The sequence below is a fragment of the Phycisphaerae bacterium genome (genome assembly GCA_012729815.1).
Classification (GTDB): domain Bacteria; phylum Planctomycetota; class Phycisphaerae; order JAAYCJ01; family JAAYCJ01; genus JAAYCJ01.
Genome location: JAAYCJ010000347.1, coordinates 1 through 23,552 on the forward strand (window position 1 = coordinate 1; position 23,552 = coordinate 23,552).

Here is a 23,552-nt window from a genome sequence, read left to right on the forward strand (position 1 = left end):
CGGCCGACGTCCTGAGCCCCGCGGCCGATGTCCTCGGCCCCGCGCTCCGCCGCCCGGCCAACGTCTTCAGCCCCACGCTCGATCGCGCCCTGGTCCGTCCGGCCGCGCTGCTCCATGCCACGCTGACCCGAACGCTGCTGGCCCTGGCGGGTCTGCGACGAGTAGAACTGCCCCACCTCGCTGCGCCAACGCGGGTTGCCCATGTCCGGCCAGTTGTCCTCGTTGAAGCCGGGCGCCTGCTCCAACTGCTCCTTGGAGATCGACAGAGTCACGTGATCCGCGCCCTTCTGAATCTGCACCGCCGAGAACGGAACCGCAAACAGCTTCTCGCCCATCCCAAGCAATCCCCCGCGCGAGAGCACCAGGTACGAAACCTGGTTGCGGTCCGGCGTCAGCACCAGATCCTCCACCGATCCCAGTTCCTCGCCCTGGTCGTTCTTGACCGTCATGCCGATCAGCTCATTGGACCCCTGAACCGCCAGCGAGGTCGGCCCCTGCTGGCCCTGTTGCTGCTGGCCGCGCTGCTGCGCGCCCTCCTGGCCTTGTTGGCCCGGCTGGCCCTGTTGCTGCATTCCTTGCTGACCCTGCTGGCCTTGCTGCTCCTGCGCGCCGACCGGCGTGCCGATCATCACCACAAGAAGCGCCGCCAGCGCCGCACATGCACACACCTGACACCACTTAGAAAGACTCATCCCTTGTCTCCTTTCAAGTGGAAGGTAGGTGGCGCCTCAGCCGACGGTCACGCGACCGCCATATGCAAGCACTGGAGACGCCTTCGTTACCCCCTTGCGTTTATCCACTCAATATAGAGGGCCCCTAAACCGTTCACAATCGGGGCACAGGATGATTCCCGTATCAGGCCCTTCCCTTACGCCTCAGAAGCTCCCAAACACAACACCGCAACCTCATCCCGCAAGGCATTCACAGCCGAATGGCCGCGACGGGGATGAGGAGGAAAGGAAATGGAATGGATGGCATGTCCGACAGAAGCGGGCAAGACCACGTGAAAGCACAAATAATCAGAAAAACGACCGGACGTGGTCCTAGCGGCGGTCGACGCCGGCGGAAAACTCCTCACTCGCCGTCTGGTCGGAGAGCTTCTCCAGGTGGGCCTTCCACGAGACATCGAGGCGGTCGATCGGCCCGAACGCCGCCACGATCTCCCGGCGGATCGCCGCCCGGTCCCTCCGCCCCGGCTCCAGCTTCGAAAGCGCCGCTAGATAACGCCGCAACTCCTCGCGCCGATCCGAAAACAAAAACCGGAACACCGACCACGCCTGGGCGTAAATCTCCCGCGTCGCCGACGGATCCGACGCCGGCAACCGCGTGAGGGTCAGGAAATCCTCCAGCGGCATCAGCCGGCCGCCCCGATACGCCTCGATCAGACAGCGGCGGCGCACCGGATTGTCCTCCCGAAGTCCCGTTCCGCCCGTCGCCTCCCGCTCGAAGCTCGTGGCCAGCCCCTCCGATACCCACATCGGGTACATCACGCCCCGTTTCTGTATCCCGCTGTTGAACGCCAACTGGTGCGACAACTCGTGCGTCGCCCGGCTCTCGTCCACCGCGATCGAATCCTCCGCCGCGACCTGCTCGCCCCCCTCGCTCTCCGTGACCGGATACAGGTCGCTGTTGCCCCGCGACGCCTTGAGGGCCAAAGACGCCTCCACGCCGCCCTCGCGAAGAGTACTGCCCTTGCCCGGTCGCACCAGGGCCACACGGTTCGTCCTCGCTGAGTAGTAGCCGTCCGACCACGACATGTCCATCCGGTCCGCCCGACGGGCGTAGTCGTCGAAGTCCCCGTAGCTGACAAAGCACACCCACGTCAGCCGCCCCTCAATCGGCTTGGGGTCGAACCCCGCCTCCCGAAACGTCCGGTAGAACTCCTCGTGAGTCTCCTCCAGCACCCGACCCATCGCCAACGCCCACGCGTGGTCCGTCGCGTAGATCAACGCGAAGTGCCTCGTCGGATGCATGAAGAACCGCGGCCCGAACTGCTCCACCAGGTCCCGGCACTCCGCCGCCTCGGTCACCGGAACCATCCGCGAACCCGCCTGCGCAATGCCCGTCCACAGCGGAACGCCAAGGAAAAGCTGGCCGAACAGCCATAGGCCAAGGGCGAGGCCGGTCAATCGTCCTGAACCATCCATCTGCGCTGCTGTCGTCCTGTCGGGAAACCGAACGCTTCTTCTGCCGCAAAAGTCCATTGTACATACAATCGGCTTATACTGTCAACCACTTAAATCAGTTATTCTTAAGCAGTTACACTAAGCCGACACCGTGGTTCTGACGCAGCCCACAGCCGACGCCAGCTCACGACTAGATGTTATCGGACCTTCCCGCGGCACTCCTTGAGCTTTTTACCGCTCCCGCATGGGCAGGCGGCGTTGCGGCCGCCGGGAGCGGCCGGCTGGGGCGGCGAGGGACGCGCAATCCGCGCCGCCACCCGCTCCACCGTCCGCGCGAACCATTCGTAGGTATGGTTATAGAATATCTGATAGGATGGACAAAGGTAAGCCTTGCTGCTGAACGTGCCGCCGGCCCGCTCGCGGTCCTTCAGGCACCCGCCGTGGCAGAGGCTCAGAAACCGGCACGCATCGCACTCCCGGGGCCAGACGCCTTTGGCCGCCGCGAACGCCGTTGCCCCGGCCGCCGCCGCCAGCTCCGGCAGGTCCGACTCCCCGATGTTGCCGATCCGCATGTCAGGCCGGACAAAAAAATCGCACGGAAATACGTCGCCGTTATGCTCGACCACCAGATAGTGGTCGCACCGTTTGTCCATGATGCAGTTACCCGCCGGCGCCCCCGCCAGCCGGCTCAGCACCGACTCAAAGAGCCGCACGTACACCTTGCCCGGCCCGCCCTCCTCAACCCACGCGTCGAACACCTCGCACATGAACCGCCCGTAGCCCTCCGGCGTCGGAGCAAAATCCCGCGGTCGACCGTGCTCGTCCGTCTCCACCGCGGGGATGAACTGGAGAAAATCGAATCCCTGATCGCGAAGCCAGCGGTACACCTCGCGGCCGCGGCCTTCGTTGGCCCGGTTGACCACCGACAGAATGTTGAACTCCACCCCCGCCGTCCGAAGCGCGCCGACCGCCCGCATCACCCGCGCGTGCGTCCCGCCGCCGCGGTACACATCGTGCAGCGCCGCCGGACCATCCAGCGAAACGCCCACCAGGAACTTGTACCGGACCAGGAAGGCCGCCCACGCCTCGTCGATCAACAGCCCGTTGGTCTGCAGCGCGTTGGCCACCGACTGGCCCGACCGCCCGAACTGCATCTGAAAGTTCACCGCCTGCTGAAACCACTCCAACCCCATCAGCGTCGGCTCGCCGCCCTGCCAGCAAAACTGCGAGACCGGCAATCCAAGCCGCAGCATCTTCCGCGTCACCGTCCGCAACACGTCCACCGTCATCCGGTGCGGCCCGCCCGCGAACTGCTCCGCCGCCACCGCATAGAAACAATACGCACACCGGGCGTTGCAGTCCGGCCCAGCGGGTTTGATCAGCAGCGAAAAATTCGGCGAAATCATCCGCGACTCCTTAACCCCCATTCCATCCGCAACGTCGCCAGGAGAGCCAACGACCGTCACTCCGCCGCCCGCGACGCCGGCCCCGTCGTCGGCCGCTCCACCTGGACGATCTTCGTCTCCGGCGCCGCCAGAATCACCCGGCCCAACGACAGCAGCTTCGCCTCGTCGAGCTTCTCAAACCGCGTGCGCTCCAGCTCGCCGATGACGATGTACTGAACGTCGTATTGATCCAGCAATTCCGCCGTCCGAACCGCGTCATCGGATTGATAAATCTCCGCCACGTCCGCCGACCGCTGCCGAACCACGCCATAGTCGTCGCGCCACAGCCACTCGTGCACCTGCCAACCCAGCACCGTCGGCAGACCCGTCGCCATCGAAATCCGCCCGTGATCGGTGTAGCTCTCCCCGTCCGACTCCAACACCACCGGCCGGCCTTCCATCGACTCATTGAGCCAGCGGATCGCGATCGCGTCGCTCGGATGCGCCTTCCGCATGAACCGCAACCCGTCAAGCCCCTTGTACTCCTCCACCGAAGGAACCGAGTAATACCCATCCACCGCGCGGCCCACGTACAGCATCGCCGGCGACAGCGCCCCGACCATCACAACCGCCAACGCCCCACGCAGGATCCGCGACCGCGGCGCAGCCGCCACCCGCACCGCGATATACGCCATGCACAGCGAGAACATGATGAACGCCTGATACGTCAGCTTGAACATCGTGTTGGCCCGATGGTGCGTCTTAAAGTAGATGTCCCGAACGAACACCACCTCGGGAACGATCACCAGACCGATCGCGCAAACCGCCAGCACCGCCACGTACAGGTCAGCCGCCGCCATCCGCCTCGGCCGAAGCGCCCGCCGCGCCGCCAGAAAAACCAGAAACACCCCAGCGAACAACACCGGCTGGCCCCACAGCACCAGCAGTTGCCGCACCGGGCTCCGCGACATCACCCAATCCACGCCATGCGCGAAACTCTCGAAATTCAGAATGAACGGCGAAGCCGCCGCCAGGCAGATCGCCACCACGCCCAGCGTGTGCACGATCGTCTCCGTCAGCCAGCCGTGCACCGTCCGCGCGGTCAGCATCGCCCCAGCCGCGAACACCGCCGCCGTCACCGTCAGGTACACCGCCACGTCCCACAGGTTCGTCATGTACATGACCGCCGACAGAAACCCGATCGCCGCGATCAGCGGCGCCGCCGTCGGCCGCGGACTCGCCATGTCCGGCGCGTCCCGCTCCTCCCGCTTGTGGCCCAGGTACGCCAGCAGACACGCCAGCAGCGCCAATACAAACGGAATGTCCAGCACGTGCCCGTGCAGGTCCGAGACCACAAACGAATACGACGGAAACTCGTGGATCGTCCGATCCTCGCTCCCCTCGAAGTGGCCGATGTATCGCGTCGCGTTCGGATACCAGTAGGGCGTCACGGACCCCTCATGAATCCCGTGCCGCTGGGCGAACGGCAGCGCGTACGCGAACACGAACGCGTGCAGATTGCCGCCGAACGTCAGCAGCGCCGCCGCCAGCAATCCGCCCGCCACCGCCGCACTCCGCCGCGACCGCGACAGGTGCAGCAGCGTTGAGCCGAGCGAGAACGCGCCAACCGCGCTCAGCGCCGCCAGCGTCGCGATCATCAGGTTATACCCCACCGCCGCCGGCACCCCCGAAAGCCGGATCAGCAGCGCAGTCAGAAAATGCCCGAAGTAGTAATAGTTGATCGCCTTGCCCGCAAACCACATGTCCGCCGGCGGCATCCACTCGGCCCGCAGCGCCGAATTGACGAACCCAAAATCCATGAACTTCTCCAGCCCATGAATATCCGGCTGCAGACTCCGCACAAACGACCAGCCGACCAACACGGCGAGGAACAGCAACTCCTCGCCCATCCACAGCCGCCAGCATTCCCCGACCGCCCGCCGCAGCTCGCCATAGTCGGTCAAAAACACTCCCACCGCCAACGCCATCGCCGCGGTCACGATCACGCCCGCCGTCCCGCCGAACGCCAAAACCCGCAGCGACGAACCAAGCCACACCAGATATCCCACCGCCGCCAATCCGAGCACCTTCGAAAAAACGTACCCGCGATCGAAAAACACTCCGAACAGCCGATTCCCCACCGGCAGCAGCACCAACCCCATCACCATCAGCACCGCCCACCACGCCGCCAGATGACCAGCGTGCTGCGCCGCAAACGGCCTGACCAACTCCGACAATCCCGTCATCCCGCCGCCTCACCAAATGACGCAAGCATCCGCGCCGCCTCACGGCCCAACCGCACCGCGTGATTCTGCCCCCGATCCTCCGGATACACCTGCGCCATGCTCGCCGCCACCACGTTCGGAAGGGCCGTCCGCATCGACGGAACCGCCTTCGCGTATCCCGCCAGCGCCACCGGCTGGGCGTACGCCGCGCGATACACCCGAAACTCCCTGACGCTCTCCCGCCGAAAACCCTCAAACACGCCGCCGAGACGCCCGAGGAAAAGCTCCGCCACCTGCCCGTCCTCCATCCGCCACGTCGCATCCTGCCGATCCACGTACGCCGAAACGTACACCACGTGCCCGTCGTACCGCTCCGCCGAAACCAGCTTGGTCTGCTCGATCACCGCGACGAACGGAAAATCCCGCTCCGCGATCGACGTCCAGTAGTACGGCGAAAGCGGCCGATCCAGCACCAGCATCAGACACACGTTCGCCTTGTACCGAACACCCCGCAGCGCCTCCGCGTACGCCGGCGCCGACGCGCCGACCATCTGGGCCAGCACCGGCGGCGCCACCGTCGCCACCGCGCCGTCAAACGTCTCCACGCCGCTGCGGGTTTCCACCTCAACGCCGCCGACCGCCGCCGCGATCCGATCCACCCGGTGCCCGCAGCGGATCTCGCCGCCGCCCGCAACGATCCGGTCCGCCAGCGCGTCGTACAGCGTCGCGAAACTCCCTTCCATATAACCCAACCGCTCCGCGCCCAGATGCCAACTCCGGCTCGACGATCGCTGACGGATCCGACTCCACAGCCACGCCGCGCTGATCCCGTCCGCGTCGTCGCCGAACTTCGCCCGCAACAGCGGCGACCAGATCCGCTCATACACCGCCGATCCCGCCGACCGCTCCACCCACCCCCGCGCCGTCACCGCATCGAGCCGCCGCCAATCGCCGACCAGCCGCACGCGAAACAAAAATGCCGCCAGCGCCATCCGCTCGCCCAGCCTCAACCCTTCCAATCCCAGCAGATCGATCGGCGAACTAAGCCGCTGCAGCCGGCCGCCCACAAAAATCGCGTTCCGCGGCGAACTCCACCGCAGCTTCGACGACAGACCCAACTCATCAATCAGACCGATCGCCTCCGCGTCGCCGGTAAAAAGATGATGGTAAAACTTCTCCACCCGCCCCGCTCCCACCGCCGCTGTGCCCAACAGCCCGCCGTAATTCTCCTCGACCTCAAACACAACCGGCGCAGCCCCGCACCGGACCAGCTCGTACGCCGCCGCCAGCCCGGCCGGTCCCGCTCCGATCACCGCTATCCGTCTCGTCTCAGCCACCGCGGTCCTTTCTCGCTTCGTCGGTTTATTCTATAAACCACAACCACCGCCGACCAACTTTTCCCGACCCGCACCCGGCTCCGAATCCACCCGTGCATTCCATCCCGACGCCCGCTAAACTTCCGCTGTGGGGTTCACGAAATCTCGATCGGGAGGACCAACCGATGCGCCTTTATCTCGTCCAACACGGAAAGGCCGAAACCAAACAAAACGACCCGCAACGCCGCCTCACCGCCGACGGCCGCGCCGAAACCGACAAAATCGCCGGATTCCTCAAACCCGTCCAACTCGGCGTCGCCCAAATCTGGCACAGCGGAAAATCGCGGGCCCGCGAAACCGCCGAAATCCTCAACCGCGCCGTCCCCGCCGACGACGGACTCATCGAACGCGAAGGCCTTTCGCCCGACAGCCCCGCCGAACCCATCCGCGAAACCATCGCCACACTCCAGGGCGACCTGATGATCGTCGCCCACCTGCCGTTCCTCAGCAAACTCTGCTCCGTCCTGCTCCTGGGCCAGAAGGACGCCGATCCGGTAGACTTCCGAAACGCCGGCATCGTCTGCCTCGAACGCGACGCCTGCAACATGTGGCGACTCCGATGGATCGTCACACCCGAACTGCTCCCGTGACCGTCGGTACAAACAGGATAAGCTGCTGTCATTATCGACGCACCAACCGGCAACGGTGGCCCTGTGCCCACAATCTCGATATCATGTGATATCGCTGCCGCCGGCTGCACACAGGAGGCACGCCCATGACCGTCACTCTCTACACCGTCGGCCACTCCAACCAGACCCTCGACCAGTTCCTAACCCTGCTGCACGCCTTCCAGATCCGCCGGCTGGTCGACGTCCGACGATTCCCCAGCTCCCGCCGTTACCCCCATTTCAACCGCGAAAACCTCGCCGAGTCCCTATCCGACCACAAGATAGAGTACCTCTGGTGCGAAGCCCTCGGCGGCCGACGCCAATCCGAGGCCTCCGCCGACTCCCCCAACTCCGCCCTCCGCGACCCGGGCTTTCGCCACTACGCCGATTACATGATGACCCAACCCTTCACACAAGCCATCGACCACCTGATCGACCTGGCCAAAAACGCCGCCGCCGCTGTGATGTGCGCGGAAAAACTCCACTGGCGGTGTCATCGCCGGTTGATCGCCGACTACCTGACCGCGGTGCGCAGCGTCAGCGTCCAGCACATCCTCGACCCCGGCCGCACGCTGCCCCACGTCCTGACCGAAGGCGCAGCCGTCGAGAATCAGCGCCTAAGTTACCCTCAGCCAACGCTTTTCGACCATTCGCATGATCGAAAAGCCGACTAACGCTGGTACGTCCCGGTCAACTCGCCCTGCCCGATGATGTTCCCGGACATCCTGTCCAGCAGCTCATCCTTCGTCGCCCCCGGTTCGGTCATCACCGGCTGATCCAGCGCGTAAATCTTGAAGTGATAGTGATGCACGCCATGCCCCTTCGGCGGGGCCGGGCCCTTGTAGCCGATCGTGTCCCAGGTATTCCTGCCCTGAACCGCCCCTTGCGGCTCAGCCAGCTCCGGCGTCGCCGGCGACGCCTCCGGCAATCCCGTCGCGCCGGCTGGAATGTTGTAGATCACCCAGTGCACCCACGGCTTAGGCGTCGGCGCGTCCGGGTCGTCCACGATCAGCGCCACGGCCGCCGTCCCTTCCGGCAACTCACCCCAACTCAGCGGCGGGCTGACGTCCTGCCCGTCGCCGGTGTACCGCATCGGGATCGCCTGACCCTCCTCGAACGCCGAACTGCGCAGCGCGATCTTCTCCACCGTTCGCTTGTCCATCACTTGGCCCCCTTTCCGTTTCGCCTCGCCCGAACGCGCCCCGGACCTATCACAGCCGATCGGCGCAAACAAACACGCCACGATCAGCAACGCCGAAACACCACGGGCTGCGCATCTCATGCCGAAACCCCCAAACAAAGTCAACTTCAAGAAGCTCCCCGAATATGCCCATCTTACCGCACCGGCGTCCGAAGATCAAACGCTTTGCCGCCGGCAGCCAACCGCTATCGGGCCACCGGTTTGCGCCTGCGTTTGATCGCCGCGCCGCGCTCCTCGGCGGTGAGCTCGAACACCTTGTCCCACAACGCTTCGTCGACTTCGGTCCAGGTCACCTTGCGGCGGCTCATCGCCGTTTTGGCCGTGGCGTACAGGGCCCGCTTGCCGAAGCCCTTGGTGATCACGCCGTTGACCAGCCACGCGAACGACGGGATCGACTTGGGCAGCGGCTGGCCGGTGGCCATCAGCAGGCACATCGAGCCGACCACCGCCCCGGTGTTAAACAGCGTGCCGATGCTCGTCTTGGTATGGTCGCCGATCATCGCCCCGACCTTCGTCGAGCCGGTGTCGATCGTGCGCCCGTTGAGCATCACCTCGACGCTCGTGTAGTCGTTCTTGAGGTCCGAGTTCGTCGTCAACGCCCCGAGGTTCACCCACTCGCCCACATACGCGTGCCCGAGGAACCCGTCGTGGTACTTGTTCGAATAGCCGTGGATGATCGACTCCTCGACCTCGCCGCCCACCCGGCACTCCGGCCCGATCGTGCAGCCCTCGCGCAGCTTGGCGCCCAGCAGCAGCGACTTGGGCCCAATGTACGCCGGCCCTTCGATCCGCGTGTACGGATGCACCTCCGCCCCTTCCTCGATGTACACCGGCCCCCCCGTCACGTCGATGCACACGAACGGATGGATCGTCACGTCCTTGCCCACGTACAGCCGGTCCTTCGGCCCGCGCACCGCGTGCGGCTCCTCGATCGTGCCGTTCACGCCATACCGACCGGCGGCTTGGAAGTCCGCCGCCAGACCCGCCCCGTTGGCCAGCATCAAATCCCACGCGTGCTTCGCCATCGGGGCTTGCACCGTGACCTGCTTTGCGTTGGCTTTTCCGATCAAGTCGTCCAGCGACGCGACATTCTCGGGAACGTCCTTCTTCTCCAACCGAAGATAGACCAGATCGCCCTTAGCCGTCACGCCGCGCTCGCTGGGCCCCGCCCGCGGCAGCGCGTAATCGTTGCACAGCACCCGCCCGTTGACGATCAGCAGATCATCGCCCGCCAGAAAACTCACGTCGTTGACCGGCCGCTCCAGCCGCCGCTTGACCACCTCAGCCAGCCACTCGCGACAAAAATAGCCGATCGCCGACGTCGCGTACTGCCGCTCGATCTTCTCCGCCAGGCTGTGCCACCCGCACTTGAGCTCGAACACCGCCCGACTCAACGCCAACGGATAGAAGTCCTCGAACCGCGAATCCTCGAAAATCACCAGCTTCATGGTTGCCTCCCTTCGGCGCCGCCTCCATCCAATACCAGTCCACCGTCGCGACCGCCACCCAACGGCCGCAACCTTGTGAACTCCGACGCAACCGGCCCCTATCGTCAACGCGTTAACGATACGCCGCGCAAAGATCAAGCAAAATGTCCAAAACCGCCCCGCCAAGCCCCCCATCGCCGGCAGTTGCCTCTTGCCAAATCCATGCCTCTCGATACGATGGTGGCACGCCGGTCGGAATATCCGGATCGAGGAGATCGCATGCTCAAACAACCGTCGTTCACCCAACAGGAATACCAGGACCGCCTCGCCCGCGTCCAGCGCGCCATGGCCGATCGCGGCCTCGGCCTGCTCGTCTGCCACAACCTGGCCAATATCTGCTACCTCTGCGGCTTCCAGACCCTCGGCTCCTACGGCTACGGCTTCTACGAGCTGATTGTCCCCGCCGACGGCCAGCCGACCCTCTTCGCCTCCGACTTCGAAAGCCACAACGCCCGAATCTTCTCCTGGCTCGCCGACGTCGTGACCTACGACGTCCCGCCCGACGCCGATCGCGGACCGGTCGCCGTCCTGGCCAACCTGCTGACCGACCGCGGATGGGCCGAGGCCAGGATCGGCGTCGAGACCGGCCACTACGCCATGACCGTCGGCCAGTATAGGCAGTTGACCGCGAGACTTTCCAAAGCCGACCTCGTCGACGCCACCGACCTCGTCGACACCGTCAAGATCGTCAAATCCTCCGCCGAAATCGACGTGCTCAAACGCGCCGCGGCCCTGACCACCGCCGGAATGCTCGACGGCATCGACGCCGCACGACCCGGCGCAACCGACAACGCCGTCGCCGCCGCCATGTACGCCCGCGTCATCCGCGACGGCGGCGAGTACTTCAGCCTCCAGCCCATCGTCACCACCGGCCGCCGATCCGGCATTCCCCATTCCACCTTTCGCCGCCAGACCCTCGCTTCCGGCGACAACGGCTTCCTTGAACTCTCAGCCGCCGTCGAACGCTACAGCGCGCCTTGCCTGCGGACCGTCTGCCTCGGCCAGCCGTCCGACGCGGTCAAACGCGCCTTCGACGGCTGCCTCGCCGGCACCGACTCGCTCATCGAGAACATCCGACCCGGCGCCTCCGGCCGCCAGGTCGCGCGACGCGCCGCAGCCGCCCTTCGCGCCGTCGAACCCGACCTGCTCTGGCACGGTTACTACGCCTATTCCGTCGGCCTCACCTTCCCGCCCGCCTGCTCCGACTGCGTCAGCCCCTGCGAAATCACCGAAAAAAACGACCTGACCCTCGCCGCCGGCATGGTCTTCCACGCCAGCATCTCCCTCCGCCAGGTCGGCCAATTCGGCGTCACCCTCGGCGATACCGTCCTGGTCACCGAAACCGGCTCCCAGCGCCTCACCCAAGTCCCCCGCCAACTCTTCGTCCGCTGACATGCCCGCCCGCGGCGATCCAGCCGGGCGGGTCGCGGCCGTCTTGCCGCTTCTTGCCCGCCGACCATTGCAATGCCCGTGCCCGCCCCATAAAATGCGCCTCGTCCGCGAATGGCCGTAATCCAGATTCCAGGCGTTCAACGAAAGGTCAACCGATGGCCGAGCAGATCTTCGAACCGTTGCCCAAAACCGAAGTCATCAAGGCGGTCGAGCGAAGAAACCCGACTCGAATCCCGCTGGTCATGGCCCGCTGGTGGGGCGAAGGACTCACCGAACAGTACGGCGACCGCCTCCGCCAGCTCGACCGCTATCCCGAAGACGCCGTCATGGTCACCGCCGACTCCGTGCCCTTCGGCCAGATGGGCCTCTCCTGGTACGACCCGCAACAAGCCGCCAAAGCCCTCGACGCCCGCGCCGTCCTGCCCGACTGGAAACACCTCGACGAATTCATCGACAAAATGCCTGACCCGGACCGCCCGGGACTCTTCGACGACCTCAAGCGCCAAGCCGACCAGCACCGTAAAACCGACCGCTACGTCCTCTTCACCCTATGGAACCTCTTCTTCGAAAAACCGTGGGTCATCCGCGGCATGGAAAACCTCATGCTCGACTACTACGAGCATCCCGAAGAGGTCCACCGCCTCCACGACGCCCTCTGCCGAAACTACGTCGGACTCATCCGACGCGCCAAACGAGAACTCCAACCCGACGGCTTCTGGACCAGCGACGACCTCGGCAATCAGCGGCAACTGATGATGAAGCCCGACCACTTCCGCGAATTCCTCAAACCCTACTACTGCCGCGTCGGCGACGCCTGCCGCGAAACCGGCCTCCACTTCTGGCTCCATAGCTGCGGCGACAACAGCACCGCCCTCGACGACCTGATCGACGCCGGACTCGACGTCTTCCACCCCGTCCAGAAACACACCATGGACGAACGCCAGACCGCCAAACGCTTCGGCGGACGACTCGCCTTCCTCGCCGGCTTCGACGTCCAGCACATCCTCCAGGAAGGCACGCCAGACGACGTCCGCGCCGAGGTCCGATTCCTCATCGACACGTTCGACCGGCCCGACGGCGGCATGGCCCTCGCCGCTGGAAACGGCATCGTCGCCGGAACCCCCTTCGAAAACATCGAGGCCTTCCTCGACGAAGCCGTCCGCTACGGCGCCCAACACCGCCGCCAATTCAACCCATGACCCGCGACGCCGACCGAAAGGAGACCGCCGTGACCCGCATCGGCATAGCCTCGCTGATCTGCCTCCTGCTGATCGCCGGATGCGGACGGCCCGACAAACCCGGCAAACACAGCCGCAAATCCCGACACGCCCAAACCCAGCCGGCGAGCATGCCGGCCATCCCGCCCGCCCAGCCGCTGCCCGCCGACCTCGTCGACGAATTCGACCTCCGCGATTTCCCCGAACCCTCCGGCCTCGTCTTCCATCCCGCCCGCCAGACCCTCTTCGTCGTCGGCGACGAAGGAGACCTCGCCGAAATCGCCACCGACGGCACGACGGTCAACCGGGCCGAAAATCCCCGCCGCGGCGACTACGAAGGCGTCGCCGTCGATCCCGCCACCGGCCTCCTCTACGTCGCCCAGGAAGGCGCCGAAACCATCCACGAAGTCGATCCCAACTCCTTCGCCTTCCTCCGCAGCTTCCAGATCCAACGCCGCCTCGGCGAACAACTGATCCTCAAGTACGGCAACCAGGGCATCGAAGGCGTCGCCTACGTGCCCGACCCCAACCACGCCGACGGCGGAACCTTCTTCGTCGTCAACCAGCAGTTCAAACTCAAGGATCCCGAAGACCTCTCAGCCGTCGTTCAGGTCGCCGCGCCCCTGCGCCAAAAAACCGAAGGTTCCAGCATCGTCCCCATCCTGCGGTTCGTCCAGATGCCCATCACCGACCTCGCCGACGCCGCCTACGACCCAGCCTCCGGATGCCTCCTGATCGTCAGCGACGAAAACGACCTGCTCCTCAAGATGACCCCCGACGGCCAGGTCGCCGCCGCCTGGACCCTCCCCGGACGCGACCAGGAAGGAATCGCCCTCGACGACCGCAGCCACCTCTACATCGCCCAGGACACCGGCGGAATCCTCAAACTCAAACTCCGAAAACCCCTCTAACCCCGCCGCCCTCAGCCGCCCCTTCAAGACAATACGGACCACGCGGAAAAGCAGGACTCTCATGTAGATGTTATCAGGTCCGCCGCCTCGGCGGACTCTTCCTTCATTCTGACTTCCGGCTCCCGGCTTCTTTTCTCTCGTCCGCGTCGTCCGCGTGCTCCGTGCCGTCCCCGAAATCCGTCAAAGGCAGCCCATCGCCCGGCGTCAGCCCCTACGGGCAACCCTGGTGGTTGCCCTTCGCACGCGGCCGACAGCGAGAACAACGGCCCGCGCCAACCGTTTTTGAAAACCTCCACCGCCCGATCCGTCGATAGAACCGTAAGGTGCATCCTCCGGACGCTCCAGTCCATCGCGGATCAGGAAAACAACCATGGCCAACAAACCATCACCAACACCCTCAAACCCCCAGCCGACCGCCGACCGCGCCAAACACCCCTACCTGCCCTATCTCATCTACGCCGTCCTCGCCACCGCGCTGACCCTCGGCGGCGGCGCGGTCATGATCTTCTGGTCGATCCCCGCCTATCGCGAATTCCACGCCAGCCGGGCCTGGCCCCAAACCGACTGCCGCATCCTCGCCAGCCACGTCGAAACCCACAGCGATCCCAACGGCGCCACCTACTCCGCCCAAATCGAATACACCTACCAGGTCGACGAGCAATCCTACCGCGCCGACCGATACCAGGTCATCGACTTCTCATCCAGCAGCAGCCGCCGCGCCGCCGCCGTCCGCGAACATCCCAAAGGTTCTCAGCGAACCTGCTTCTACAATCCCGCCGATCCAAGCCGCGCCGTCCTCAACCGCGACTACAGCGCCGGCCTCCTCCTCGGCGCGATCCCGCTCATCCTCTTTGCCGCCGGATCCCTCATGCTCGCCGTGCCCGCCGTCAGATCCCTCCGCGCCAAACGCGACTCCGCCGAACGCGGCCTCCGCCGATCAACCGACCGGCCCCGACCCGTCACCCTCACCTCCACCGCCGCCCGCGTCAAAAAACTCCTCATCCTCGCCGTCATCACCGCCATCTTCGCCGGCGCGCTCGCCTTCATCGTCTATGAAATGAGCGGCGACCTCAAAGAAGGCGTCTCCTTCGACGCGATTTTCGCGATCATCTTCATCGGCGGCTTCGGATTCGTCAGCCTCATCCTCCTGCTGTTCCTCGTCTCGACCGCCCGCTCTCTCCTGAAAGACCCCAAATTCACCCTCACCCTCGACAACGACCGCCTGACCGCCGGTCAAACCATCGAACTCCGCTGGCAACTCACCGGCCAAACCCGCCAAATCGCCCGACTCGCCGTCCACCTCGTCGGCACACGCTACGAATCAGCCGCCCGCCGCGGCAAAACCGAAGGCCGACAGGTCCAGTTCGCCAGCCACCAACTCCTCGCCGTCGACGACCCCCTCCGTATCCTCCGCGGCGCCGATCAAATCGACCTCCCAGCCGACCTGCCGCCCACCTCCGGACCCTTCCGCGGCAACGTCAAATGGACCCTCAAAATCAAAGCCGAAAACCACAACGGCAAAAAACTCTTCGATGACGACTTCACCATCCAGGTCGCACCGTAACCGCAGGATGGAACATCGTCGCGCCTCCGGGCTGAGATAGGGCGAGCCAAGTCTTGTCAGAAAGCCTGTTGTTTTCAGCGGTAGGATGTCTGGGTATAATACGTCCTTGGCAGAGAGTACTGGTGGCCCCATGTATTTTTCGGAGGTGCGGCACATGGCTGGTCGGAAGCAACCTGTCATTCATCTTCTTGCTGATGGCAACAACGAAAGGGGTGATCTGTTCACTCGGCTCATGACAAAGGTGCTCGATGAGCATGGCTACCAAATCATAGGGTGCAATGTCCACAGCACTGGCTATGAAATAGATATTCAGGCAAAGGCAAAGTTCGGAAACCAGCCTCTCTACGCCGAGTGCAAAGCACACGCTCAACCTGTTTCGGGCGAGGTCATCAGCAAGTTCTACGGCGTGTACGCCGATCGTTACGACAAAGACAAAACCTGTTCAGGAATGATCTTCTCGCTGTCGGGATTCAACGGCCCGGCCAGAGCCTACTACGAAGAAAAGCCCCCAGAGGTCAAAGAAAGATTCAAGCTCTCCGACGGCACGGACATTCTCCGTCTTCTCCAGACCCGAAAGCTGATTTGTTCAGAAGATCTAGTGGTCGACAGGATGAAACGGGAAGTGCCGAACCTCCAGACTGCGAGGGCAGAACTGGCCTACGGAGAACACGGGCTGGTTTGGCTGGTGATCCTCGCGGATCAAGGCAAAGAGACGCATTTCACGTTCCTCAACGCGACTGGGGATAGGCTGCACGCTGATATTGTCGGGGACTTCGCCAAATATCTGCCTGGATTGGCGGCTCTTGCCCCTTTGTCTTGTGGGCCGTCCATCGATCTGGAGGCGCAGAAGACCGCGTATCTTCAGCGGCTGGCCGACGCCTTTGAATGGGTGGACATGGGTGGTTTGGCTCCGCAGGCAGGGCCTGAACTGCTGCGTGTACGACTCGATGACATCTACACGAACCTCCAGGTTCAATGTGATGTTCCGATACTTGAGAGCTTTGTCCGGAGTGACTTTGATATCCGGCGAAGACTTGTGGAGCGAGGTGCTTCACCGTTGGATATCCTTCAGGAGCTGGAAATGGTTTCGCTGCAAAGCTCTTCACGCACATCGGGCGAAAGCTCTTCGCCGCATACGACGATTCCGGCGACCAATGTCGTCAAGGGCAGACGTGTGGTTGTGCTTGGTGATCCAGGCTCAGGCAAATCCACTCTTCTGCGCCACATTGCACGCAGCGTTGCTCTCGGCCGTGAGATCGCAGGTCTCGAGCGACCATTGCTGCCGGTCTACGTGCGCGTTGCCGAGTACGACGACTACTGCACCAAGCACGCTGCTGTTCCGCTGGCGGATTTTGTGCCGGTCGGGGCCAACGTACGTGAAATCCCCTTGTCGCGAGAGCTGCTCGAGTCACACCTGAAGGCAGGGCACTGCCTGTTTCTGCTCGACGGGCTTGATGAGATCGTCGATCCCGGCCGCCGTCGACAGATCCGCGATCGTATTCAGGACTTGAGCGACACGTGCGGAGAGTGCCACGTGATCGTGACATCCCGTATCGTAGGCTATAGAGAGGTGCAGCTTCTTCAGGGCCCTGATGACTTTGAACAATTCACACTCTGCCCTTTTGATGATGAGGCCATCAAGGCCTTCTCAAAGCGGTGGTACGAAGCTATTGGTCAGAGTGGTGCCATTGTGGACCCCACTCGGCAGAATGCTGGAATGCTGGCAGGTGGCATCCTTGCTACTGCTAGTGTACGGTATCTGGCGAGCAATCCCTTGCTGATGACGCTCATTGCCTTGATCTATTGGCGCGAGGTGCGACTGCCTCGTCGCCGGATTGAGTTGTACCGCAGTGCTTGCCAGATGCTGCTGAGCAAATGGGTCCAGACTCGGACGCCGGATGTTGTGATAAGTGAACGAGAGGCACTGACGCTTCTGATGGCGATTGCGTTTCACATTCACTCCACCAGTAGCTCAGGGCTGATATCCAAGCCGGAGCTAGAGCGTTTGCTCACCGCCCAACTGATTGATCCGGCGCGGAGCGGGCTCTCCGAAATGGAAGCTGGAAACAAGATTGAGGAGTTCCTTCGCATTGTCCCTCAGCACGTGGGCCTGCTGTATTCGAAAGGATATGACGACCATGGTTGTGAAGTTTTCGGCTTTCTGCATTTGACGTTTGAGGAGTATCTCACAGGCAGGGAGTTGGCTCGCCGGTGGCGACAGAAACAACTGGACCTGCCCCAGTACTTGCACCTTCCGCGCTGGCAGGAGCCAATCTTGTTGGCCTGTGCCCACCTTTCCGATGAGGATGACGAAGACACATCTAATCGTTTTGTTGAGGAGATATTCTCCGCTTCAAGTCCGTATGAAGACCTATGCCATCGCGATTTGGTGTTGGCGGCTCGATGTATTGGGGACGACGCTAGAGTGCTTCCTGGCTTGCGGAACAGGATACTTCAGAAGCTTGACGAAGTATTCCCTTCGCGCCTGTGGCCGCTCAACAGAGCCTTTGGCGAAGTCCTGCATGACATTGCTGCGAGCACGTCAGCGGTTCTCGCCAAGAACCTGATTCTCCGGAAGTATGATAGTGAAGACGCATATGTCCGTCGTGTTGCTATCGAAGTCTTGCTTCTGCTCACGGTACATGCGACTGACACGTGGATATTGGAGGTACTGCTGAAAGCGTCGCGTGATCCTGCGTCACATGTGAGAAGCTCGGCCCTTCTAGGATTGGGAAGCACATGCTCGCACGCGGACGATCCGAGGGTATTGCAGGCCCTGACAGGCGCGCTCGATGATCCTGAGTGGGCTGTTCGTGGCTTTGGTGTCCTGGCTCTAAGTCGGCCGGCTTCCTGGACCAAGGAGACTGCGATGGCAGCCGCTTTCAGGGCACTTGACGATACGGAGGATCTTGTTCGCACCTTCGCCATTATGATCCTGGGAAGAAGAGGCGATCTCGTGGTTGAACTGCACCAGTTGGGTGCCGTGATTGGTGGGTTAGAAGACGAGTCATTCCTTGTGAGGCATCAAACAGCTGAAGTCTTAGGCCAAATAGGAGGAGGTCGGTTTGAGCCCAGTATACTGGCAGCTCTCCTTAAGGCATTGGGCGATGCGAACGATCAAGTGCGGAAGGGTGCTGCGTCCGCCCTAGCACTGATTGGCCGCGGCCCAGGTGAAGTCTATGTGCTGCCCGCGCTATTCAACGCGCTGGCTGATCCAGCAGAGAATACTCGAGTTGCTTCGGCATCTGCTTTGGCAGAGATGGGTGGGGACTCACCGACGCTGCAGTTGCTCGAAGGGCTGCTCAGGGGGCTGGGAGACCCGAACGCCAATACGCGGACTTCAGCTACGTTGGCTCTTGGACAGTTGAGGCCCCCGGTCAGTGATTCACGTGTGGTGAGCGGGGTGCTCAACGCGCTGAAAGACCCGGACGCGAACGTGCGGAATTCAGCCGCCATCGCTCTGGGACAGATAGGGCAGAAGCACGCCAAACCAGACGTCGTGGAAGAGTTGCTTTCGGCGTTGACTGATCCGGACGCGAATGTGCGGAGTTCGGCCGCTTCCGCTCTAGGCCAGATCGGGCCTGCAGCCAACAGACCATGTGTGGTAGAGGGGCTATTCAGGGCACTAGACGATCCGGAACTGGGAGTAAGGGGCTCCGCTGCTCTCGCCCTTGGCCAGCTCAGTTCTGATGTGGCTGAGCCGCGAGTTGTGCAAGCTCTAGCCAAGCTCTTGAAGGACCCACAATGGGCTGTCCGGGGGTTTGCCGCCGAGGCCCTTGGCGAAATGGGTGAGCATACGGTGAAGCTGGGTGGCCTGGACGCGCTGCTTGAAGCTCTGACTGATCCGGAAGAGTTTGTGCGAGTTTCAGCCGTTTCTGCTTTGGGGCAGATGGGGACTTCTGCGGCCACTTCTCGCGCTGTTGAGGCTCTGGTCAATGTACTCACCGATCCAGAGGTCGGTGTACAGACTGCGAGTGCCTTGGCTCTTGGTCGGATGGGTGAACATGTAGCTAAGCCACAGGTGATTGAGGCGCTTGCCAAGGCGCTGGAAGCTTCGCAATACGCCTCAAGGGAGAGTCTTGCCGAGGCGCTGGTGGCGGTAGCAGTACACGCACCTGATGGGCAGATTCTGGAGACACTCGCGCACATGGCCTCAGAAGCATCGGATGACATCGAGGGTTCGCTCTCGAATGTGGCCTGCAGCGCGCTGTTGCGGTTGCTCCCTTACGTTCGCACAGGCAACGTCACCTAGATTCCGCAAGCCGTTGTACGCATGTGTCTCTGGCTGCACCACTGTACACCTGGGCGCTATTGGGCCGACGGTACACAGCCCATTTCAGACTCGGCGAACCTTGGCATCGGTTCCGCCGTCCGCCTTCGCCTTTCCTCCTGATTCACCTGACCCCCTGACGCCCCGACCCCCTGCCAGACATTCCCACAGACTTTCCCACCCGGCCGCCCGCACATCCACAATCTCTCCTGCATTTCTCCAGACCAATCCGCCATCTCTCTGCGCCCGTTCCCAGCCGCCCAAACCCGCCCCCAAATAAAATTATTTTTTTCTCCACCGCAACCGACCGCCAAGCCGCCACTTACATCAATCGCAAGCTCCCGCCCAATCGCCCCGATTTGCTTTTCGACAAACGTCGGACATCTTTATCGCGGACGGACCGGCAATCGCCGCCGCCCGCGGAGAAAAAACAATGGCCAAAACAAAAACCTCAACCAACAACAATACCAGACCAAAAACCTCCCAAGCGAACCGGAGCCGCGCACCGGCGACCCCAGGGGTCCAGACGCCGCGGGAACCTTCCCCAGCCGACGACCCCACCCGCCATCAAACCCCGCCTTCCCAGCAGCATGGCCCAAACAGCCCGACCCCGCCTCCGGCTCCACCGTCGGGCCAGGTCGATCCTCAAAACGGGGCCAACCGCCCCGATGCACCGTCCGTCACGCACCCGGAACTCATCCGGCAGGTGCGCCGAGACCAGCGGAACGACCTGGCCATGCTGCGCCTCGCCTTCGGAGCCATCATCACCCAACGCGACGACTCCGGCCAACTCAAGCTCGCCCAACTGACCCCCTCCGAACTTAACCAACTCGTCACCCTCGTCGGCCGACTCCACGAAGCCGAACGGGCCCTCCTCGGAATCGAATCCCCCGCACAGGACCAACACACCGATGACAACTTCGACTTCCTCGACGAAATGTCCACCCGCGAGCTTCTCGACTACTGCCGCGCCGAAGGCATTCGTCCGCCGCGTACGTGCCCGGGCGACCCTCCGACGCCATATCCTGATCGCCCTGGCCCGACGCGACCCGTGGGTCTTCCTGACCCATTTCTGCCGGACCCTCGACAGCCACGACCCGATCAACCCGATCAAACGCTTCCCCCCCAGGGAATACCTCTTCGAACTGACCGTCCTGTGGATGCGACATCCCCTCCTGGTCGTGGCCAAGTCCCGACAGATGATGGCGACCTGGCTCTTCGTCTGCCTCTACCTCTGGGACGCGATCACCCGCGACGGCCGCCTGATCTTCCTCCAGTCCAAACGCGAGGAGGATGCGATCGGCAGCCACCACGCCGCCACGGGCCTCCTGGGCCGGACCCGATTCGTCCTCGAACGACTGCCCCCGCGCCTGCGGCCGCCCTTCAAGGCGACCGCCAACAAGATCGAATTCCTGACCCGACACAGCGCGATCTGGGCGATCCCACAGGGCGCCGATGTGATCCGGCAACACACCGCCTCGGGGATCCTCTCCGACGAGATGGCCTTCCAAATCCAAGCCGAGGAGACCTACACCGCAGCCATCCCGACGATCGAGAACGGCGGCCGATTCACCGCGATCTCCACCGCCAACCCCGGCTTCTTCCATCGACTCTACACGGATGACCTCGCCTGCTCCGCCTGACAAACCGTCCGCCGAAGGCGGACTCCTAAAGCCTAAAGCCTAGAGCCTAAAGCCTACTCCCATGCTTCTCCAAACCCGAACATGCCGATCCGGTTTCCTCGCCGTCCGCGTCCACTACTCCGTCGACCCGCAAACCTGGACGCCCGACCGCATCGAAGCCATCCGCGCCGCCCTGCCCGGCTGGCGATGGCGAAAGGAATACGAAATCGACTTTACCGCCCGCGGCGGCCAGAAGGTCTTCGACCACTTCGACCCCGCCGTCCACGTGCGGCTCTGCCCCTTCGATCTCGAAAGCGGCCACCGCTACCGCGTGATCGACCACGGCCGCCGCAACCCAGCCGTCTGCCTCTGGTGGGCTGAGGACCGACGCACCAACACCGTCTACTTCTACCGCGAATACTACCAGGCCGACGCCACCATCGCCGACCACTGCCGCGCCATCCGCCGACTCCAGCACCCCGCTGAGACGCGAATGACCCTGATCGACCCGTCCACCCACCGCCGCACCGACGCCGGCCTCTCCACCGTCGCCGATCAGTACGCCGCCTACGGCGTCCGCACCATCCCCGCCGACAACAACCTCGCCGCCGGGATCGAAGCCGTCACCGTGGCCCTGACCGCGAGTCTGGCCCGATGGTCCCTCGAACACAACCGGCCGCACCGCTGGTTCGCCGATCGGCTGACAAACGCTTCGCGGATCGAGACGCTCGCCGACGATCGCGCGGTCTACTTCCACCCCTCGATGACCAACACCATCCGCGAACTCCAGCAACTATCGTGGGACCAGGACGCCGACCACGACGACGGCCGCGCCCTGTGCGAACGGATCCGCGGCGACGACCACTGCCCCGACTGCGTTCGCTACGCCCTGCTCAAAAACCGCGCCGTCCGACGCGGCGTGATCGGCCGCTCCCTGAAACGAATCTAAGACCTCTTTCTACCACGGAGAACCACATGGCCCTCTGGCGACGCATCGGAAACTTCCTGGGCTTGGCCGATCAGCCGCGGTCGCGGCAACTCCTGGCTGAGTTCGACAGCGTGCAGCGCCGCGCCCGCTTCTTCTCGGCGATTATCGCCAACGTCCTCGAAAACCCCGACCAGATCCTCTCGCGCTACGCCGCCGGCGAAGGCGTCGAGCTCTACCGCAAAATGGAGGCCTCCGACCCGACCATCTCCTCGGCCATGACCACGCGACGCGCCGCCGTCGTCAATCGCGGCTACGCCGTCGCCGACGGCGAGGCGCGCAGCGACGTGGCCGCGTACGTCCGCGAACTCATCGCGACCATCGAGAACTTCCGCGAGGCCCTCGAAGAGGCGCTCGGCGCGCTGACCACCGGCTTTGTCCCGCTGGAGATCTTCTGGACCGTTCGCAGCGGCCGCTGGTTCATCAGCCGACTGGTCGCCCGCGATCCGGCCCGCTACGTCTTCGACGTCGACGGCCGCCTGCGCCTGCTCACCGAATCCGAACCGGTCGAGGGCGAGCCGGTCCCGCCGCTCAAGTACATCGTCCACCGCCACCGCGCGACCGCCGACAACCCCTACGGCCGCAGCGTCCTGCGGCCGCTCTACTGGCCGGTGACCTTCTCGCGGGCCGGCTGGAAATGGTGGGCCACCGCCATCGAAAAGTACGGCATGCCCATCGTCACCGCCTCGTGCCCCGAGTCCGGCTCGCCCGAAGACCGCTCCCGGTTCGAGGAGTTCGTGCGCAGCCTCCAGGCCTATTCGTGGTCGGTCGTGCCCGAAGGATACCTGGTCGAGCTGCACGAGGCCAAACGCGCCAGCGGCGACGACTACCTGCCCTTCCTCCAGTACGCCGACACCAAGAAACTCCAGGTCATCCTCGGCCAGAACCTCACGGCTGAGGTCGCCGACCGCGGCTCGCGGGCCCAGGCCCAGGTGCACAACGAGGTCCGCCACGACATCACCCTCGCCGACGCCACCGCCCTGGCCGAGACGATCAACCGCCAGCTCATCGCCCCAGCCGTCGAGCTCAACTTCGCCGACCCCGGGCCGCGGCCGGTGTTTTCGATCCCCACCCATCCGCCGTACGACCTGGAAAAACTCGCCCGCACCTACGACGTCCTGGCCCGCCACGTGCGAATCCCCGAACGCTTCATCCGCCAGGTCTTCGGCATCGCGGAGTAAGC

General features: G+C 63.7%; 17 protein-coding genes. 10 read left to right on the plus strand and 7 right to left on the minus strand.

The window, feature by feature from the left end; translation table 11 throughout:
• From GXY33_22035 to GXY33_22055, 5 genes are all read right to left on the minus strand, one after another.
• The coding region (locus GXY33_22035) for a PRC-barrel domain containing protein (protein NLX07829.1) at positions 1–692 on the minus strand (692 nt) is incomplete at its 3' end.
• A 351-nt stretch (positions 693–1,043) separates the two neighbouring features.
• On the minus strand, positions 1,044–2,147 hold the full coding sequence (locus tag GXY33_22040) for a DUF1570 domain-containing protein (protein NLX07830.1): 1,104 nt from the start codon (positions 2,145–2,147) through the stop codon (positions 1,044–1,046).
• Between the two features lie 176 nt (positions 2,148–2,323).
• The gene (locus tag GXY33_22045; protein NLX07831.1) at positions 2,324–3,532 is read right to left on the minus strand and encodes an anaerobic sulfatase maturase; all 1,209 of its coding nucleotides are present in this window, start codon (positions 3,530–3,532) and stop codon (positions 2,324–2,326) included.
• Between the two features lie 56 nt (positions 3,533–3,588).
• Complete coding sequence (locus GXY33_22050) at positions 3,589–5,757, minus strand: hypothetical protein (protein ID NLX07832.1); 2,169 nt, start codon at positions 5,755–5,757, stop codon at positions 3,589–3,591.
• A complete protein-coding gene (locus tag GXY33_22055; GenBank protein ID NLX07833.1) occupies positions 5,754–7,073 on the minus strand; it encodes an FAD-dependent oxidoreductase in 1,320 nt (439 codons plus the stop codon). The genes GXY33_22050 and GXY33_22055 overlap by 4 nt, the downstream gene beginning before the upstream one ends.
• Positions 7,074–7,237: 164 nt before the next feature.
• Here GXY33_22055 and sixA point away from each other — a divergent pair, with 164 nt between their 5' ends.
• Together sixA and GXY33_22065 are read left to right on the plus strand one after the other, a co-directional pair.
• Positions 7,238–7,702, plus strand: coding sequence for a phosphohistidine phosphatase SixA (gene sixA / locus GXY33_22060; protein NLX07834.1), 465 nt, complete (start codon positions 7,238–7,240; stop codon positions 7,700–7,702).
• Between the two features lie 125 nt (positions 7,703–7,827).
• Complete coding sequence (locus GXY33_22065; protein NLX07835.1) at positions 7,828–8,394, plus strand: DUF488 domain-containing protein; 567 nt, start codon at positions 7,828–7,830, stop codon at positions 8,392–8,394.
• Here the strand turns inward: GXY33_22065 and GXY33_22070 are convergent.
• Positions 8,391–8,882 (minus strand): YbhB/YbcL family Raf kinase inhibitor-like protein, encoded by a 492-nt coding sequence (locus tag GXY33_22070; protein NLX07836.1) that lies wholly within the window; start codon positions 8,880–8,882, stop codon positions 8,391–8,393. The two genes, GXY33_22065 and GXY33_22070, sit on opposite strands and share 4 nt — an antisense overlap.
• A gap of 224 nt (positions 8,883–9,106) precedes the next feature.
• A complete protein-coding gene (locus GXY33_22075) occupies positions 9,107–10,369 on the minus strand; it encodes a hypothetical protein (protein ID NLX07837.1) in 1,263 nt (420 codons plus the stop codon).
• A 258-nt stretch (positions 10,370–10,627) separates the two neighbouring features.
• On the opposite strand from GXY33_22075, the gene GXY33_22080 reads away from it, so the two are divergent.
• The 8 genes from GXY33_22080 (at position 10,628) to GXY33_22115 (ending at position 23,550) form a co-directional block, all read left to right on the plus strand.
• On the plus strand, positions 10,628–11,800 hold the full coding sequence (locus GXY33_22080) for an aminopeptidase P family protein (GenBank protein NLX07838.1): 1,173 nt from the start codon (positions 10,628–10,630) through the stop codon (positions 11,798–11,800).
• Between the two features lie 155 nt (positions 11,801–11,955).
• Entirely contained in the window at positions 11,956–12,999 is a 1,044-nt protein-coding gene (locus GXY33_22085) for a methylcobamide--CoM methyltransferase (GenBank protein ID NLX07839.1), read from the plus strand.
• A 29-nt stretch (positions 13,000–13,028) separates the two neighbouring features.
• Positions 13,029–13,928: a hypothetical protein gene (locus GXY33_22090; protein NLX07840.1), complete on the plus strand. Its 900-nt coding sequence runs from the start codon at positions 13,029–13,031 to the stop codon at positions 13,926–13,928.
• A gap of 370 nt (positions 13,929–14,298) precedes the next feature.
• Positions 14,299–15,492, plus strand: a complete 1,194-nt coding sequence (locus GXY33_22095; protein NLX07841.1) for a DUF3592 domain-containing protein — start codon at positions 14,299–14,301, stop codon at positions 15,490–15,492.
• Positions 15,493–15,646: 154 nt separating this feature from the next.
• Positions 15,647–19,744, plus strand: a complete 4,098-nt coding sequence (locus GXY33_22100) for an NACHT domain-containing protein (GenBank protein NLX07842.1) — start codon at positions 15,647–15,649, stop codon at positions 19,742–19,744.
• A 929-nt stretch (positions 19,745–20,673) separates the two neighbouring features.
• Positions 20,674–21,405 carry a hypothetical protein gene (locus GXY33_22105; GenBank protein ID NLX07843.1) on the plus strand — a complete coding sequence of 244 codons (732 nt, stop codon included), beginning with the start codon at positions 20,674–20,676 and terminating at the stop codon, positions 21,403–21,405.
• A 61-nt stretch (positions 21,406–21,466) separates the two neighbouring features.
• On the plus strand, positions 21,467–22,333 hold the full coding sequence (locus tag GXY33_22110; protein NLX07844.1) for a hypothetical protein: 867 nt from the start codon (positions 21,467–21,469) through the stop codon (positions 22,331–22,333).
• 26 nt (positions 22,334–22,359) lie between these two features.
• Positions 22,360–23,550 carry a DUF935 family protein gene (locus GXY33_22115; protein NLX07845.1) on the plus strand — a complete coding sequence of 397 codons (1,191 nt, stop codon included), beginning with the start codon at positions 22,360–22,362 and terminating at the stop codon, positions 23,548–23,550.
• Positions 23,551–23,552 lie beyond the last annotated feature (2 nt).

What these genes read in the sequence shown, in the direction of transcription:
- GXY33_22040 (NLX07830.1), bottom strand. Translation starts at nt 2,147, where the DNA reads ATGGATGGTTCAGGACGATTGACCGGCCTCGCCCTTGGCCTATGGCTG.
- GXY33_22045 (NLX07831.1), bottom strand. Translation starts at nt 3,532, where the DNA reads ATGATTTCGCCGAATTTTTCGCTGCTGATCAAACCCGCTGGGCCGGAC.
- GXY33_22050 (NLX07832.1), bottom strand. Translation starts at nt 5,757, where the DNA reads ATGACGGGATTGTCGGAGTTGGTCAGGCCGTTTGCGGCGCAGCACGCT.
- sixA (NLX07834.1), top strand. Translation starts at nt 7,238, where the DNA reads ATGCGCCTTTATCTCGTCCAACACGGAAAGGCCGAAACCAAACAAAAC.
- GXY33_22065 (NLX07835.1), top strand. Translation starts at nt 7,828, where the DNA reads ATGACCGTCACTCTCTACACCGTCGGCCACTCCAACCAGACCCTCGAC.
- GXY33_22070 (NLX07836.1), bottom strand. Translation starts at nt 8,882, where the DNA reads ATGGACAAGCGAACGGTGGAGAAGATCGCGCTGCGCAGTTCGGCGTTC.
- GXY33_22075 (NLX07837.1), bottom strand. Translation starts at nt 10,369, where the DNA reads ATGAAGCTGGTGATTTTCGAGGATTCGCGGTTCGAGGACTTCTATCCG.
- GXY33_22080 (NLX07838.1), top strand. Translation starts at nt 10,628, where the DNA reads ATGCTCAAACAACCGTCGTTCACCCAACAGGAATACCAGGACCGCCTC.
- GXY33_22085 (NLX07839.1), top strand. Translation starts at nt 11,956, where the DNA reads ATGGCCGAGCAGATCTTCGAACCGTTGCCCAAAACCGAAGTCATCAAG.
- GXY33_22095 (NLX07841.1), top strand. Translation starts at nt 14,299, where the DNA reads ATGGCCAACAAACCATCACCAACACCCTCAAACCCCCAGCCGACCGCC.
- GXY33_22100 (NLX07842.1), top strand. Translation starts at nt 15,647, where the DNA reads ATGGCTGGTCGGAAGCAACCTGTCATTCATCTTCTTGCTGATGGCAAC.
- GXY33_22105 (NLX07843.1), top strand. Translation starts at nt 20,674, where the DNA reads ATGACAACTTCGACTTCCTCGACGAAATGTCCACCCGCGAGCTTCTCG.
- GXY33_22110 (NLX07844.1), top strand. Translation starts at nt 21,467, where the DNA reads ATGCTTCTCCAAACCCGAACATGCCGATCCGGTTTCCTCGCCGTCCGC.
- GXY33_22115 (NLX07845.1), top strand. Translation starts at nt 22,360, where the DNA reads ATGGCCCTCTGGCGACGCATCGGAAACTTCCTGGGCTTGGCCGATCAG.